The organism is Sphingomonas jeddahensis (genome assembly GCF_001981525.1).
GTDB lineage: Bacteria > Pseudomonadota > Alphaproteobacteria > Sphingomonadales > Sphingomonadaceae > Sphingomonas > Sphingomonas jeddahensis.
The window spans coordinates 44509-59112 of the sequence record NZ_MPSB01000013.1; the positions used below are offsets into that span (position 1 = coordinate 44509).

Annotated in this window: 15 protein-coding genes and 1 tRNA gene; 7 read left to right on the plus strand and 9 right to left on the minus strand. The window is 64.2% G+C overall.

What is annotated here, in order from left to right; genetic code table 11:
* The first annotated feature begins 33 nt into the window (after positions 1–33).
* Entirely contained in the window at positions 34–1263 is a 1230-nt protein-coding gene (locus SPHI_RS12570; RefSeq protein ID WP_076745307.1) for an SAM-dependent methyltransferase, read from the plus strand.
* Between the two features lie 37 nt (positions 1264–1300).
* Here the strand turns inward: SPHI_RS12570 and SPHI_RS12575 are convergent, their stop codons facing one another.
* Both SPHI_RS12575 and SPHI_RS12580 read right to left on the minus strand, forming a co-directional pair.
* Complete coding sequence (locus SPHI_RS12575; protein WP_076745308.1) at positions 1301–2074, minus strand: SDR family NAD(P)-dependent oxidoreductase; 774 nt, start codon at positions 2072–2074, stop codon at positions 1301–1303.
* On the minus strand, positions 2071–2913 hold the full coding sequence (locus SPHI_RS12580; protein ID WP_076745309.1) for an enoyl-CoA hydratase/isomerase family protein: 843 nt from the start codon (positions 2911–2913) through the stop codon (positions 2071–2073). Before SPHI_RS12580 ends, SPHI_RS12575 begins: the two co-directional genes overlap by 4 nt.
* A gap of 92 nt (positions 2914–3005) precedes the next feature.
* On the opposite strand from SPHI_RS12580, the gene SPHI_RS12585 reads away from it, so the two are divergent.
* The 3 genes from SPHI_RS12585 to SPHI_RS12595 all read left to right on the plus strand — a co-directional run bounded on the left by SPHI_RS12585 (position 3006) and on the right by SPHI_RS12595 (position 6316).
* On the plus strand, positions 3006–3794 hold the full coding sequence (locus tag SPHI_RS12585; RefSeq protein ID WP_076745310.1) for an SDR family NAD(P)-dependent oxidoreductase: 789 nt from the start codon (positions 3006–3008) through the stop codon (positions 3792–3794).
* A 115-nt stretch (positions 3795–3909) separates the two neighbouring features.
* The gene (locus SPHI_RS12590; RefSeq protein WP_076745311.1) at positions 3910–5007 is read left to right on the plus strand and encodes an acyl-CoA dehydrogenase family protein; all 1098 of its coding nucleotides are present in this window, start codon (positions 3910–3912) and stop codon (positions 5005–5007) included.
* Positions 5008–5110: 103 nt separating this feature from the next.
* Positions 5111–6316, plus strand: a complete 1206-nt coding sequence (locus tag SPHI_RS12595) for an acyl-CoA dehydrogenase family protein (RefSeq protein ID WP_076745312.1) — start codon at positions 5111–5113, stop codon at positions 6314–6316.
* A 314-nt stretch (positions 6317–6630) separates the two neighbouring features.
* On the opposite strand, the gene SPHI_RS12600 is transcribed toward SPHI_RS12595, so the two are convergent.
* The 4 genes from SPHI_RS12600 to SPHI_RS12615 form a co-directional block, all read right to left on the minus strand.
* Positions 6631–6816 (minus strand): hypothetical protein, encoded by a 186-nt coding sequence (locus tag SPHI_RS12600; RefSeq protein WP_076745313.1) that lies wholly within the window; start codon positions 6814–6816, stop codon positions 6631–6633.
* Between the two features lie 14 nt (positions 6817–6830).
* Complete coding sequence (gene tgt, locus SPHI_RS12605) at positions 6831–7955, minus strand: tRNA guanosine(34) transglycosylase Tgt (protein WP_076745314.1); 1125 nt, start codon at positions 7953–7955, stop codon at positions 6831–6833.
* On the minus strand, positions 7952–8350 hold the full coding sequence (locus tag SPHI_RS12610; RefSeq protein ID WP_233130916.1) for an EF-hand domain-containing protein: 399 nt from the start codon (positions 8348–8350) through the stop codon (positions 7952–7954). The genes tgt and SPHI_RS12610 overlap by 4 nt, the downstream gene beginning before the upstream one ends.
* Positions 8351–8519: 169 nt before the next feature.
* Positions 8520–8593, minus strand: a tRNA-Gln gene (locus tag SPHI_RS12615).
* A 179-nt stretch (positions 8594–8772) separates the two neighbouring features.
* Here SPHI_RS12615 and SPHI_RS12620 point away from each other — a divergent pair.
* The gene (locus SPHI_RS12620; RefSeq protein WP_083719979.1) at positions 8773–9819 is read left to right on the plus strand and encodes a Ppx/GppA phosphatase family protein; all 1047 of its coding nucleotides are present in this window, start codon (positions 8773–8775) and stop codon (positions 9817–9819) included.
* On the plus strand, positions 9816–10496 hold the full coding sequence (locus SPHI_RS12625; protein ID WP_076745316.1) for an RlmE family RNA methyltransferase: 681 nt from the start codon (positions 9816–9818) through the stop codon (positions 10494–10496). The genes SPHI_RS12620 and SPHI_RS12625 overlap by 4 nt, the downstream gene beginning before the upstream one ends.
* Positions 10497–10534: 38 nt before the next feature.
* Here the strand turns inward: SPHI_RS12625 and SPHI_RS12630 are convergent, their stop codons facing one another.
* The 3 genes from SPHI_RS12630 to rpoZ form a co-directional block, all read right to left on the minus strand.
* Positions 10535–11584, minus strand: coding sequence for a ferritin-like domain-containing protein (locus SPHI_RS12630; protein ID WP_076745317.1), 1050 nt, complete (start codon positions 11582–11584; stop codon positions 10535–10537).
* Between the two features lie 11 nt (positions 11585–11595).
* Complete coding sequence (locus SPHI_RS12635) at positions 11596–12594, minus strand: ferritin-like domain-containing protein (protein ID WP_076745318.1); 999 nt, start codon at positions 12592–12594, stop codon at positions 11596–11598.
* 304 nt (positions 12595–12898) lie between these two features.
* Complete coding sequence (gene rpoZ, locus SPHI_RS12640; RefSeq protein ID WP_076745357.1) at positions 12899–13243, minus strand: DNA-directed RNA polymerase subunit omega; 345 nt, start codon at positions 13241–13243, stop codon at positions 12899–12901.
* A 122-nt stretch (positions 13244–13365) separates the two neighbouring features.
* Here rpoZ and SPHI_RS12645 point away from each other — a divergent pair, with 122 nt between their 5' ends.
* Entirely contained in the window at positions 13366–14532 is a 1167-nt protein-coding gene (locus tag SPHI_RS12645; RefSeq protein WP_076745319.1) for a phospholipase D-like domain-containing protein, read from the plus strand.
* Positions 14533–14604: the final 72 nt, after the last annotated feature.

The following is a 14604-nucleotide window of genomic DNA, read 5'->3' on the forward strand; positions in this document are numbered from 1 at the left end:
AAACCGGCCGCCGCCGCCGTTAGCAAGCGCAGCATGGCCCTTATCGATCTGTTCCTTTCCCGCGCGGTGAAACGCGGCACGCTCACCCTCCATCGTCCCGACGTGCCGGCGCGGACCTTCGGCACCTCGGAAGCGGGCTTTCCCGATGTGACGATCCGCTTCACCGCGAAGGGGGTCGGCCGTGCGATCGTGTCCGATCCCGGCCTCGGCGCGGCCGAGGCGTTCATGGATGGCCGGCTCGTCATGGAACAGGGCGACATCCGCGATTTGGTCGCGCTGCTGACCTCGAACGATCCATGGGAGCAGGGGCGCTCGGCGCTAGCCGCCAGCCGGCTGCGTCGCGCAGTGGGCGCCGCTGCGCATCGCTTCGGCCGGATCAACATGGAGCGCGCGTCGAAGCGAAACGTCGCGCATCATTACGATCTGTCCGACCGGCTGTACGACCTCTTCCTCGACGCCGATCGCCAGTACAGCTGCGCCTATTTCACTGATCCAGCCAACAGCCTGGAGCAGGCGCAGGCCGACAAGAAGGCGCATATCGCCGCCAAGCTGGCGCTGAAGCCCGGGATGACCGTGCTCGATATCGGCTGCGGCTGGGGCGGGATGGCGCTGTACCTCCACCAGAAGACCGGCGCGGAGGTGCTGGGCGTCACGCTCTCCGAAGAGCAGCTAAAGGTCGCCCGTCGCCGTGCGCAGGAAGCGGGGGTTGCCGACAAGGTGCGGTTCGAGTTGATCGACTATCGCAAAGTCATGGGGCAGTTCGACCGTATCGTGTCAGTCGGCATGTTCGAACATGTGGGCGTGAAGCATTACCGTGCCTTTTTCGGCAAATGCCGCGAGTTGCTGGCCGACGATGGAGTGATGCTGATGCACACGATTGGTCGCATGGGGGTGCCGGGCGTGACCGACGAGTTCACGCTTAAGTACATCTTCCCGGGCGGCTACAATCCCGCGCTGAGCGAGATTGTGCGCGGCTATGAAGGCACGCGGCTGTTTCCGACCGACATCGAGGTGCTGAGGCTTCATTACAGCTGGACGCTCGATCACTGGTATGACCGCACCGTCGCGGCAAAGGACGCGATTGTCGCGCTTTATGACGAGCGGTTCTACAACATGTGGACCTTCTACCTCGCCGGCGCGGCGGCGGCGTTCCGCCACGGCGGGCTGTGCAACTACCAGGTGCAGCTAACCAAGGGGCGCATGTCGGTGCCGGTGACGCGCGATTACATTTACGAGGAAGAGCGGCGGCTGCGTTCCGCCTGATCCGTCATGCCGGGACAAGCCCGGCATGACGTTGTGCTCAGCCACCTCCGTGCAGGTTGATCTTCTGCCCGTTGACATATTCGCCGTCGGCGGAGACGAAATAGGCCACCGCCGCCGCCACGTCCGCGGGCGTCGACACGCGGCCGAACGGCGATCCTGCGGCCAGGTCATGGATGTCAGCTACGCCGCGAGTCGCCTTGGCCAGCCGCTCGCCCATGTCGGTCACCGTTAGGCCCGGCGCGACGATATTCGTGCGGATGTTGTTCGGCCGTTCCTCCTTGGACAGCACCAGCGCCAGCGCCTCGGCCGCCGCCTTGCCCATCGAATAGGGCGCGCCATTGGGGGCGTGGTAGAGCGTGGCGACGCTGGAGATCATGATGATGTCCCCGCGGCCATTCTCCTTGGCGCGCTGCCGCATCGAGGGGAGGACGAGCTTCGACATGTAATGCGGCGCGAAACAATGCGTGCGCATCACGCGCTCAAACTCGCCCGGATCGGTGTCAGCGACGCTCTGTCCGCGGCTGGCGATGCCGGCGTTGTTCACGAGGATGTCGACGCCTGGAAAGCCGGCGAGCACTGCATCGACCAGCATTTGGCAATCTTCGAAGCGATCGACGGACGCGGCATAGGCTTTCGCCTTGCGCCCGAGACCTTGGATCTCGCGGACCACTTCCCCGGCGGCCTCGGCATCGCGGCGATAGTTCACCGCCACGTCGGCGCCGTCGCGCGCGAGCCGCAGCGCGATCTCGCGCCCAATTCCGCGTCCGCCGCCCGTAATCAGCGCGATTCTGCCCGAAAGTCCCCCGCTCATGCCGCCTTCTCCCCCGTTTTCTTGCTGTAATCCGGCCGGCGCTTTTCGAAAAACGCCTTGATGCCTTCACCGAATTCTGGCGCGGTTGCGCACAGGATCTGGTTGCGATCCTCCATCGCCACCGCAGATTCGAGGCTCGGCGCGTCGATCGCCATGCGCAGGCATTCCTTCGTCAGCCGCAGCCCCATCGGCGAGGTGGTGAGCATCGATTCGATCAGCGGCGCAGCGGCCGCTTCCATTTGGTCGTCGGCCACGACACGGCTGACGAGCCCGGTGGCGAGCGCGCGGTCAGCGGTGATGAAATCACCCGTCAGCATGAACTCCGCGGCCACGCTCGCACCGACGAGCCGCGGCAGGAAGTAGCTCACGCCGATGTCGCACGCCGACAGCCCGATGCGGATGAAGGCGGCATTCATGCGCACCGATTCGCCAGCGATGCGGATGTCGGACGCAAGCGCCATGGCAAAGCCGCCGCCGCAGGCGGGGCCGTGGACCAGGCTGATGATCGGCTGCGGGCAGTAACGCATCTTCATCACGATCTCGGCGATCGACCGCTGGTGTGCGAGGCGATCGATCGTGTCGAACTCGGAACGGCCGCCCTCCTGGAGATCGAGCCCGGCGCAGAACGCGCGGCCGGCACCCTTGAGCACCACCACGCGGCAGTCCCGATCCTTGGCGAGCTTGCCGAAATAGTCGTTCAACTCCTCGACGTGGCGATCGTTGAGCGCGTTCAGGACATGCGGGCGGTTCATCGTCACCCAATCGACTTCGCCCCGGCGCTCGACCGAGATCATCTCGTAATCCACGCTTCCTCTCCCGTTCCTGCTTGTTGCGTTCATGCTTGTTGACGGAGCAATCTACATAACTAAAGTTATCCTGCAATCGCGGAAGGCCGATGGGGGCGCCGCTGGATGGGTGAGGGGAGAGGGGCGTGAAGCTCGGACCGGATATCGCAGCTGTCATCACCGGGGGTGCCTCGGGGCTGGGGCTGGCCACGGCAAAGGCGCTGATCGCGCATGGCGTGAAGGTCGCGTTGTTCGACAAGAATGCCGAGATCGGTCCCGGCGTTGCCGCGGAGATCGGTGCGGTGTTCTGCGAGGTGGACGTGATGGATCAGGCATCGGTCGATGCCGGCTTCGTCAAGGCGCGTGCGGCAAACGGGCAGGAGCGGCTGCTGGTCAATTGCGCCGGTGGCGGCTTTGGCGGGCCGAACAAAACGGTCGCGCGGTCGAAGGAGGACGGCGCGATCACGCCTTACCCGATCGAGAATTTTCAGAAGACGCTGGAGCTCAACCTCGTCGGCTCGTTCCGCTGCATCGTCGGCGCGGCCGCCGGCATGATGACGCTGGAGCCGACCGAGGATGGGGATCGCGGCGCGATCGTCAACACCGCCAGCGTGGCGGGCGAGGAAGGGCAGATGGGGCAGGTCGCCTATGCCTCGGCCAAGGCCGGCGTGATCGGCATGACGCTCAATGTTGCGCGCGATCTCGCGAGCGAGGGTATCCGCTGCAACACGATCCTGCCCGGCATCTTCGACACGCCGCTGCTGGCGCGCGCCAAGCCGCAGGTGAAGGCGGCGCTGTCGGCGATGGTGCCGTTCCCCAAGCGGCTGGGCGCCGCGGAGGAATATGCCGCGCTGGCGGTCGAGATGCTGCGCAACGGCTATTTCAACGGCGAGGACGTCCGGCTCGACGGCGCAATCCGGATGCAGCCTAGGTGACATACTCCCTCTCCCCGCTTGCGGGGAGAGGGCAGGGGAGAGGGGCGGTGGAGGGCGGCTCATGAGTGCCCTTCTCCCCAGTCCTCTCCCCACAAGTGGGGAGAGGGAGTGTAATATGAATTTCGATTATTCCGACGACCAGAAGATGCTGAAGGACGAGGCGCGCAAGTTCCTCGCCGCCAAGTGCGACGCCAAGGTGGTGCGCAGCGTGCTCGACAATGCCGATCGCGCTTATGACGAGGGGCTGTGGAAGGGTGTCGCCGAACAGGGTTGGCTCGGTGTCGCCATCCCCGAGGAGTTCGGCGGTCTCGGTCTCGGCCACGTCGAGCTTTGCGGCCTTGCCGAGGAGCTGGGCCGCGCCTGTGCGCCGATCCCCTTCGCTTCGACGGTCTATTTCGTCGCCGAAGCGCTGATGAAGTTCGGCTCGGCCGAGCAGAAGGCCAAGTGGCTGCCGAAGATCGCCGCCGGGGAGGTGATTGGCGCCTTCGCCACCAGCGAGGGCAAGGGGCCCGTGACGGCGCGCTCGATCGGCACAAGCGTGTCGGCCGGCAAGCTGTCGGGCGAAAAAATCCCGGTCACCGACGGTGACGTCGCAGACCTGATCGTGGTGCTCGCCAAGGACGGACTATACCTCGTCGAGAAGGGCGAAGGCGTGTCGGCCGAGGTGCTCGAGACGCTCGACCCGACGCGCTCGGTGGCCAAGTTGACCTTTAGCAATGCACCGGCTGCGAAGCTCGGGTCCGAGGACGGCATCGCGGCGATGCAGGCGGTGTTCGATCGCGCCGCGGTGCTGCTGGCGTTCGAGCAGGTCGGGGGCGCGGACAAGAGCCTTGAGATGGCCAAAGCCTATGCCTTTGAGCGGCAGGCGTTCGGCCGCGCAATCGCTGGCTATCAGGCGATCAAGCACAAGCTGGCTGACATGTACGTGAAGAACGAGATCGCGCGCTCCAACGCATATTACGGCGCCTGGGCGCTCAACACCGATGCGGGCGAACTGCCGCTGGCAGCAGCCACCGCGCGCGTCGCGGCGAGCGAGGCGTTCTGGTTCGCGTCCAAGGAGAATATCCAGACGCACGGCGGCATCGGATTTACCTGGGAGGCCGATCCGCAGCTCTATTATCGCCGGTCGCGGCAGCTGTCGCTGGTCGCGGGTGCCCCCGCGACGTGGCGTGAGCGGCTCGTGAGCCAGCTCGAGATGAAGAACGCCGCGTAACTCCGTTCGCCCTAAGTTTGTCGAAGGGCTGTACTGCTAAACCGACGAAGAAAGGGCGGGGCCTCGACAAGCTCAGCCCGAACGGTTCGAGAGGAACCAGATCATGGACTTCAACGATTCCCCGGAAGAGGCCGAATATCGCGCCACTGCGCGCGCCTGGCTCGAGAAGAACACCGCCGAGCACAAAGCCGAAGCACATGCCGACGATATGGCGGCAGGCAAGGCGTGGCAGCGGCGTAAAGCTGAGGCGGGTTACGCGCAGATCACCTGGCCCAAGGAATGGGGCGGGGCGGGCGGCACGCCGATCCAGTCGGTGATCTTCGGTCAGGAGGAGGCCAAATTCCCGGTCAATTACGGCTATTTCACCATCGGCCTTGGCATGTGCGTGCCGACCGTGATGGCCTTTGCCGACGATGAGACCAAGAAGCGCTTCGTTGGCCCAGCGCTGCGCGGCGAGGAGATCTGGTCGCAGTTGTTTTCCGAGCCGGCCGGCGGCTCCGACGTGGCGGCGATCCGCACCAAGGCGGTGCGCAACGGCGACGATTGGGTCATCAACGGACAGAAGGTGTGGACCTCGGGCGCGCATTATTCGGACTACGGCATCGTGCTGGTCCGGACCAATCCCGACGTGCCCAAGCACAAAGGCCTGACGATGTTCTGGCTCGACCTGAAATCGCCGGGTGTCGAGATCCGGCCGATCCACCAGATGTCGGGCGGGTCGAATTTCAACGAAGTTTATTTCACCGACGTGCGCATCCCCGATGCGCAGCGGCTCGGCGCGGTGGACGACGGTTGGAAGGTCGCGCTGGTCACGCTGATGAACGAGCGTCTCGCAGTCGGGGGCAGCCGCGGCGTGGGACCGGAGGAGATCCTGTCGTTGGCGCGCGACATGGATGCGGCTGACGGCCCGCTGCTGAAGGACAGCGCCTTTCGCCAGCGGCTGGCGGATTGGTACGTCCAGTCGCAGGGGCTCAGCAACACGCGCATGCGCACGATGACCGCGCTGAGTCGCGGCCAGACGCCGGGGCCGGAAAGCTCGATCGGCAAGATCATCGCTGCCAACCAGATGCAGGAACTCGGCAACGCCGCGGTAGAGGCGGGCGATCAATATGGCATTATCGCCGATCCCAAGCTGGCGGCACTCAAGGGCCTGTTCCAGGGCGCGGTGATGAACGCGCCGGGACTGCGCATCGCGGGCGGCACTGACGAAATCCTGAAGAACATCATCGCCGAACGCGTGCTCGGCATGCCGGGCGAGATCCGGACGGACAAGGATGCGGCGTTCAAGGATTTGGCGACGGGACGGTAAAACTCGCTGCCGTACTGGCACCGTCATTCCGGGAAGGCGGAAATGACGTTGCCGGTACGGCACGGTACCCGAGCTTCGTCATCCGGACTTGATCCAGGATCCCGCTTCTTCTCCGGCCTTGCGTAAGGCCGCGGGACCCCGGACCAAGTCCGGGGTGACGGTGGCTGGTTAGAAAACCCCCGCCTCATCCGTCATGCCGGGCTCGGCCCAGCAACCACGGGGCCGCGACTTGATCGGCCGAAAGGCGTGCAGATCAGTAGATCCCGGCACTAGAGCGGCATCCCAAACACGCGGGGCAACAGCGCCCTTATCCCTCAATCCTTCTTGCGCGTGAACAGCACCGCAGCAGCCACAGCTGCCGATCCGATGCCTACGCCGAGCCCGATCTTGCCCAAATCCCAGCCGCGATGGCGGCGCGCGCGCTTCGCTTCTTCCGCCGCAGTCTCTCGTTGCTTTGCCGCAGCGGCAGCGGCGAGGATCTCATTGGGTTCGTCGGACACGCTCACTCTCCTTTTCAGCGCTGGTACCGCGCGCGAAACGCATCGGCAAAGGCTTTGAGCCGGCCTTCTGCGATCGCGGCGCGCAGATCTGCCATCAGCTTTTCGTAGAAGAAGATGTTGTGCTCGGTCATCAGCATCGCGCCCAGGATCTCCCCCGCGCGTACGAGATGGTGGAGGTACGCCCGGCTCCATGTCGCGCACGTCGGGCACCCGCATTCGGGATCCAGCGGCCCTTGGTCCTCGTTGAAGCGAGCGTTGCGGATGTTAATCGGGCCGTCGCGGGTGAACGCCTGGCCAGTGCGACCGGAGCGCGTCGGCAGCACGCAATCGAACATGTCCACGCCGCGCTCCACCGCGCCGACGATGTCGTCGGGCTTGCCCACGCCCATCAGATAGCGCGGCTTGTCCGCGGGCAGCTGGCCGGGCGCGAAATCGAGGCAGATGAACATCGCCTCCTGCCCCTCGCCAACCGCCAGACCTCCGATCGCATAACCGTCGAAGCCGATATCGATCAGCGCATCAGCGCTTGCCTTGCGAAATCCCTGGTCCAGCGCACCCTGCTGGATGCCAAAGATTGCATTCTGCGCGGCATGGTCGCCGCCGCCATCAAACGCGTCGCGGCTGCGCTTTGCCCAGCGCATCGATCGCTCCATCGCCGCCGCCTGCACCTCGCGCGTCGAGGTGGTCGGCACCAGCTCGTCAAATGCCATGACGATGTTGGAGCCGAGCAGCCGCTGGATCTCGATCGACCGCTCGGGGCTCAGCAGATGCCGCGTCCCGTCGAGGTGCGACTTGAAGGTGATGCCTTCCTCCGATCGCTTGGTCAGATCGGACAGGCTCATCACCTGATAACCACCCGAATCGGTCAGGATTGGCCTGTCCCAGCCCATGAAGCGGTGCAGCCCGCCCAGCCGCGCCACCCGCTCGGCCCCCGGACGCAGCATCAGGTGATAGGTATTGCCCAGGATGATGTCCGCACCAGCGGCCTCCACATCCTTCGGCTTCATCGCCTTGACGGTGGCGGCGGTGCCCACGGGCATGAAGGCCGGCGTGCGGATCGTGCCGCGGTGCATGGCGATGCTGCCGGTGCGCGCGGCGCCATCAGTTGCGGCGATGGTGAAAACGAACCGCGTGCTCACCGGCGCCGCTTCCGCTTCTTGCCATCTTCGGGCAGGGGGCCATCGTCGCCGAAAACGCGTGGACGGATCGTCAGCAGCTCGGCGCGGGTGAGCACGCCATCGCGATCGCGGTCGTAGCGCGTGAAATATTCGGAGAAGCGGGTCTGCAACTCGCGCGGGGAAATGCGATGGTCGCCATCACGATCGACCTCGAAAGGGCTGGGAAGCGCGTTGCGATCGCCGAGGTAGCGCTCGGCCCAATCGGCAAAGGCGATGTAGCCGAGCGTGCCGGTGTTCGCGCGGTCGATTGCGGCGAAGGTGCGGGTCAGGCCGTCCTCCAGCTCCTCGCGTGTCACAAGCGCATCGCCGTCCGAATCGAACGTGGCGATCAGCATCGCGGCGGGTTCGTAGGCCATGGTTGCCGGCGGCTGTGGCGCGCCGGGCTGTGGCGCGGTCACAACGATGGGTGCGCCCTGAAGGAGCAGGGATAAGATCAACATGTCATGCACATACCACGAAGCGCACGCCGTCCCGATCTTCAGAGCGTAGCGTCAACGGGTTTTCGTCGTGTCGATGAATGAAAGCTGGATGCCCGACAAGGACTCGAACCTTGATTGACGGAGTCAGAGTCCGCTCTCTTACCATTAGAGGATCGGGCATCAGCTCGCGTCGCAGCGATGAAGCAACGACAGGGACGCGCCTCTAAGCCTACGTGATTTGTTGGTCAAGCACTCAATTTCGTATCCGGGTTGCAGCGGGTCACGACGCACGCTAGCGTCAGCGCCAAGCACCGAGCGGGCCAACCCGTGACGGCAGAAAAGAAGAAAGAAGACGGCACGTGGCGCATCAATTCGCCGACTTGCCGTACCGGCGCGACGATCGCCGCGCCCGTCCGGCTAGCGAGGGCCAGAAGCAGGCCCCTTTTCGCCAGCATTACGCACGCCATTATGCGGCGCTGGATCTTGGTACCAACAATTGTCGATTGCTCATCGCCCGGCCGCAGGGTGATGGCTTTGCGGTGGTGGACGCCTTTTCGCGGATCGTCAGGCTTGGCGAAGGCCTGGCGACGAGCGGCCGGCTTTCCGACGCGGCGATCGAGCGTACCATCGGCGCGCTACGTATCTGCTCCGAAAAACTGAAGCGTCGCAACGTGACACTTGCGCGCTCCGTCGCCACGGAGGCATGTCGGCGTGCATCGAACGGCGCATCTTTTATCGAACGCGCCTATCAGGAGACCGGTATCCACCTCGATGTGATTTCGGCGGAGGAGGAGGCAAGGCTCGCCGTTCTCGGCTGCCATGTGCTGCTCGAACCGGGCAACGCGCCTGCGCTTGTTTTCGACATCGGTGGGGGATCGACCGAACTGGTGTTGATCGACACTGCGACCACAGTTCCAACGGTGATCGACTGGCATTCGGCGCCCTGGGGCGTGGTGTCGTTAACGGAAAGCGCGGGGGGCGGTGAGGGCGCCGCTGGGCTTGCCACCGCCTATGAGCGGATGCGCGGGCTGGTGCGCGAGAGTTTCGCGCCGTTCGCCGCGCGCTTGCCGAACGTGCATGGGCCCCGTCGCCTGCTTGGTACGTCGGGCACGGTTACGACTCTGGCGAGCGTGCATCTTGGTCTGGATCGCTATGATCGCGCGCAGGTCGATGGATTGATCGCGCCATCTGCCTCGATGCGCGCGATCAGCCAGAAACTGGCGCATCTATCGATCGGGGATCGTGCCAAGCTGCCGTGCATCGGTCGTGAGCGGGCCGATCTGGTAGTGGCTGGATGCGCGATCCTTGAGACGATCCTGGATCTGTGGCCGGCCGAGCGGCTCGGCGTGGCTGACCGCGGAATACGCGAGGGCATTCTGCGCCGCTTGATGGCGACGGCCGCATGAGGGGCGGGGGTGGACTTCGCACGCGGGTCAAGACGGCACGCGGACGCACGGCGCAATCAACGCGCTGGCTGGAGCGGCAGCTCAACGATCCCTATGTGAAGCGCGCCAAGGCGGAAGGGTATCGAAGTCGCGCCGCCTACAAGCTGATCGAGCTTGATGAACGCTTTGACTTCCTCAAGGGCGCCAAAAGGATCGTTGATCTCGGCATGGCGCCGGGTGGCTGGAGCCAGGTGGTCCGCCGCACGGTGCCGGGCAGCGCGGTCGCAGGTATCGACCTGCTGCCGGTGGATCCGCTTGACGGCGTCGAGATCCTGCAACTCGACTTCATGGCTGATGATGCGCCGGATCGCCTGATGGCCGCGCTCGGCGGCGCGCCGGACATCGTCTTGTCGGACATGGCCGCAAATACTGTCGGCCATCCGCAAACGGACGCGCTGCGCACGATGGCTCTGGTCGAGGCGGCGAGCGATTTTGCCATCACCGTGTTGAAACCGGGCGGCGCGTTCGTTGCAAAGGTATTCGCCGGAGGCGCAGACTCGACACTTGTCGCCCTGCTCAAGAAGAATTTTGCGACTGTGAAGCACGCCAAGCCGCCGTCCAGCCGCAAAGGCTCGGTGGAATGGTTCGTCGTGGCGCAGGGTTTCAAGGGACGTAACAAAAGGGGACCCGAGGCGTAGCGCCCCGGATCCCTTTGATGTTGCACTGAACGATCGGCTCAGCCGTTGGCGGCGCTGGTTCGAATCGTTCCGTTGACGCCGGCAGGGAAGAAGCCGCCGGCAGTGACGGCAGCACGGTTCTGATAAACGACGTTGAGCACCTGCGGCGCGGTGCGGCCGAGCACCAACCCGCCGGCATCGGTCGGCACGAGGTTCGCCGTGGCCGCCGTGCCGATATCCTGATCCGTGTCGCTGGAGCCATCCAGCCCGTCGCGCGCGTTCGAGATCTGCGTGATGCGAGTATAGATGCTCGGCACCGTCAGGCCCCGCCGCCACAACTCGGAACGGATCACGCCATCGTGATAGCATTCCGTGGCAAGGATGCCCGCGGAGGCTTCAAGGAACGTCTTGTTGGTGATCAGCCGTGCCGAGCCTCGATAGGCCGTCACGCCCACATCGGTCAGCAGATATGATCCGATCAAGAAGTTCTCGTCGTTGGCGAACGGATCGAAGATGTCGTTGGGACCAATCACCCCGGCGGCGCGTGCTGCGGCCGTGAAGGCGCCGACCGGCGTTGCATTTCCAACCGTAACCGTGGCGCTTCCCGAGAGGTTAATCACGGGTTGCGCCACCGCGGCGTTGCCCAGGGTCCGGCGAAGAAAGCCGATGTGGCCAAGCTCGTCAAAGGCGATCTCACGGGCATATTGCTCGACGATCCGGTCACTGAATTCGACCTTGCGGGCCGCGCCCCCTCCAGTTCCGGCGATTACCGCGCCCTGCGTGCCGGCGCCGGTCTGAAGATTGGCTGGGATGCCCTGACCGGAAACGGCGTAGGAGTAATAATTACCCTCAAGATATTCCAACTGCAGCGCGAAGTTGAGCACGTCGGCATCGCTGACAGCGGGCGTCGGCGTGCCCGTCGGTGAGGGAGTGGGGGACGGCGTGGGTGCCGGTATGAGATCATTGTCTTCGTCGTCGCACGCGGCGAGCAGCGACAAGCCGCCCGTCATGGCCGCTGCGCCGCCGCACAGGCGAATGAAGCTGCGTCGCGCCCGACGCTGAGTCTCGGCGCGTTCCATCAGGTCCAGAAATTCGATTTGATCGCTCATCGCCCGCCTCCTCAATTCGCGCCGGAGCGGCGAAGCGCCGCGTTGGGATTGTTGGTGCCATTGGGGAAGAAGCCCCCTGACGTTGCCTGATTGCGTGTGAGATAGGCTATGTTGTGGACCTGTTCGGGCGTGCGACTGAACACAATGCCGTTTTCATCGGTGGGCACGAAGTTGGACGTCGTGCCGAACTGAGTCTGCACCGGTGAAATCCCCTGGTCGTCATCGGCGACTCGTATCGGCGGCCCCGCGGAAGTCGTTGTGCCGTCCAGCAGATCGCGCGCGTCGGAGATCTTGTCCGCGTTGGTCCGCACGATCGGCACCTCGACGCCGCGGCGGTAGAGCGCGCCGCGGATGATCCCGGCGTGAAACGCTTCGGCAGCAAGAATGCCGGCCGCCGCGTCAATGATGTCGGGGCTGCTCAGCAGCGGCGAGCCGCCCTTATACGCCGTGACGCCGACGTCCTCGAAAATATAGGCAGCCAGCAGGAAATTGTCGTCGTTCGCATAAGGATCGAAGATCCCGCCCGAGTTCGATAGGTCGATCCCGGCGGCCGTTGCGGCAGCAGTGAAGACCGCGGTTGACAGGTCGATGGCGGGCTGCGCCACAGCTGAGGTGGACAGCGCGCGGCGGAGTGAGTCAACGTGCGCAGCCTCGTCGGCAGCAATCTCGCGCGCATATTGGATAACGGCACGATCCGTAAGGTTCGCCTTACGCGCGCCGACTGCCTCCCCCCTGGTCTGCGTTCCGGTGAGTTGGTTCGCCGGCAGCCCGGCGCCATTGACCGCGAAGGAGTAGAATTGCGCCTCGAGATATTCGAGGTTCAGGGCAAAGTTCAGGATATCGGCTTCGCTCGGCGCCGTTGCCGCTTGCGCCTGGGCACGTTCTGCGAGGGTAAGGCCACCCGCACCGATTGCAGCGGTCGCGACGGCGAACTTGAAGAAGTCCCTTCGCTGATGGCGGCGCTCGGCACGCGCCTCCAGCACATGGATAGCTTGCTCACTTCCAGGCATCTGTTTCTCTCCATCCCCGATCACCGCGAGGTTCGGGACGCACTGTTCTCGCGCAGCGGCGATGCAGATACGAGCAGGACGGAGAAAGGATGCCGATAAACAAACAATAATGTTGTTGATGTAGTCTAGAGTTTTGACGGGCGACTTCGCGTGCGCCCAGTTGTTGATCTTGGGAAAGCCAGCTGCCTTTGAACAATCGGAAAAGTTAGCCACGTCTGAGGGTGCTGAAAACGACAAAAGCCGCAGCGTTGCCGCTACGGCTTCTGTCATTTTGCAGATCCGCGGTTTGCAGCCGCCGTGTCCGTCAGCCCTCGTAATCGGCACCCAAATTCTGGTTGCGCGGCGGGGCAGCGGCGGTGAGGCGAAGCGCCTCCGCCGAAGCCGCCAGCGAGCCGACTGCGTCCGCTTCTTCCTCATCGTCAATCTGCACGCGTTGCAGGCTCTGCACCACGGCCTCCTTGAGGTCCTTCGGCTTCACCGTCTGTTCCGCGATCTCGCGCAGGGCGACGACCGGGTTCTTGTCTCGATCGCGATCGATCGTCAGTTCGGCGCCACCTGATACCTGCCGCGCGCGCTGCGCGGCGAACAGGACCAGATCGAACCGGTTGGGGATCTTGTCGACGCAATCCTCGACCGTGACGCGCGCCATGGACGCTTCCTTCAATGAAAAATAAAGCTGGATGAAGGGCGGCTGTGTAGTTGGCGCGCCGGCAGAAGTCAAGAAAAGCGCGTTCTTGCCCCTGTCATGCGGGCGCGTCATCAGGCCGCCTGATGAACAGCACGCGCACCTTCACCGTTGCCGGCAACCGGCTCACCTTGTTGGTGGAGGGGGCCGATCGGTTCGACGCGTTGATTGATTTGATCACTCGCGCTCGCCGCTCGTTGCGCATGCTTTATTATATCTATGCCGACGACCATGCCGGCCAGCAGGTGAATCAGGCGCTGATCGAGGCGGCGCGGCGCGGGGTCAAGGTGGCGCTGATCGTCGATGGATTTGGCAGCGACGAGGCACCGGACGGCCATTTCTTCGGTCCGCTGAACCATGCAGGCGTTGCGGTGTGCCGATTCGTCCCGCGGCTGGGCCGGCGGTATCTTTTGCGCAACCACCAGAAGCTGGCCCTGGCCGACGCCGAAACGGATGATCCGCGCATCATCGTCGGCGGGTTCAACATCGAGGATGATTATTTCGGCACTGCAGGCGATCAGGCGTGGCGCGATTTGGGCCTGCTTCTCGAAGGGCCGGCGGCGTCGCGTATGGCGGGCTATTTCGATGCGCTGGACAATTGGGTGCGGCAGGACAAAGGGAAGCTGCGCCACCTCAATCGCACGCTGGCGCAATGGAGCGAGCGCGAGGGGGCCATACGCTGGCTCATCGGTGGCCCCACGCGCCGGCTGTCGCCCTGGGCACATGCGGTGCGCACCGACATGCGGCGTGCCGAGCGGATCGACATCATCGCAGCTTATTTTACGCCGAGCCCCACCATGTTGCGGCGTATCGACAAGGCCGGTCGGCTCGGCCGCGTCGTGCGCGTCGTGACGGCGCGCAAGTCGGATAACAATGCCACGGTTGCGGCGGCGCGCTTCACCTATCGCGGCTTGCTGAGGCGCGGCATCCGAGTATTCGAATATCTGCCCACCAAATTGCATACCAAGCTCTATGCGGTGGATGAAGCGGTCCACATTGGCAGCGCCAACTTCGACATGCGAAGTCTGTTCATCAATCTGGAGCTGATGCTGCGGATCGACGACCATGCCTTCGCCGCGCATGTACGCAGGTACATCGACGGCGAGATCGCGCAATCGGAGGAGATCACCTATGAACGCTATCTCGCCACAACTGGCTGGTGGCAGCGCACCAAGCAATTTGTCGCCTACATGGTAGTCGGAGTTGCCGATCCTGTTGTTTCGCGCAGCCTGAATTTCGGCATCGACGAATAGGATTCTTCGATCCCGAAACGGCACCGTGCGGCGCGATGTCACCCCATCGCAACAAATCCGTCATCGCACCGA

Coding starts and splice junctions, on each gene's coding strand:
- SPHI_RS12570 (WP_076745307.1), top strand. CDS start 34: ATGGCCCTTATCGATCTGTTCCTTTCCCGCGCGGTGAAACGCGGCACG.
- SPHI_RS12630 (WP_076745317.1), bottom strand. CDS start 11,584: ATGAGCGATCAAATCGAATTTCTGGACCTGATGGAACGCGCCGAGACT.
- SPHI_RS12625 (WP_076745316.1), top strand. CDS start 9,816: ATGAGGGGCGGGGGTGGACTTCGCACGCGGGTCAAGACGGCACGCGGA.
- SPHI_RS12610 (WP_233130916.1), bottom strand. CDS start 8,350: ATGGCCTACGAACCCGCCGCGATGCTGATCGCCACGTTCGATTCGGAC.
- SPHI_RS12575 (WP_076745308.1), bottom strand. CDS start 2,074: ATGAGCGGGGGACTTTCGGGCAGAATCGCGCTGATTACGGGCGGCGGA.
- SPHI_RS12645 (WP_076745319.1), top strand. CDS start 13,366: ATGAACAGCACGCGCACCTTCACCGTTGCCGGCAACCGGCTCACCTTG.
- SPHI_RS12580 (WP_076745309.1), bottom strand. CDS start 2,913: ATGAACGCAACAAGCAGGAACGGGAGAGGAAGCGTGGATTACGAGATG.
- rpoZ (WP_076745357.1), bottom strand. CDS start 13,243: ATGGCGCGCGTCACGGTCGAGGATTGCGTCGACAAGATCCCCAACCGG.
- SPHI_RS12590 (WP_076745311.1), top strand. CDS start 3,910: ATGAATTTCGATTATTCCGACGACCAGAAGATGCTGAAGGACGAGGCG.
- SPHI_RS12635 (WP_076745318.1), bottom strand. CDS start 12,594: ATGCCTGGAAGTGAGCAAGCTATCCATGTGCTGGAGGCGCGTGCCGAG.
- SPHI_RS12595 (WP_076745312.1), top strand. CDS start 5,111: ATGGACTTCAACGATTCCCCGGAAGAGGCCGAATATCGCGCCACTGCG.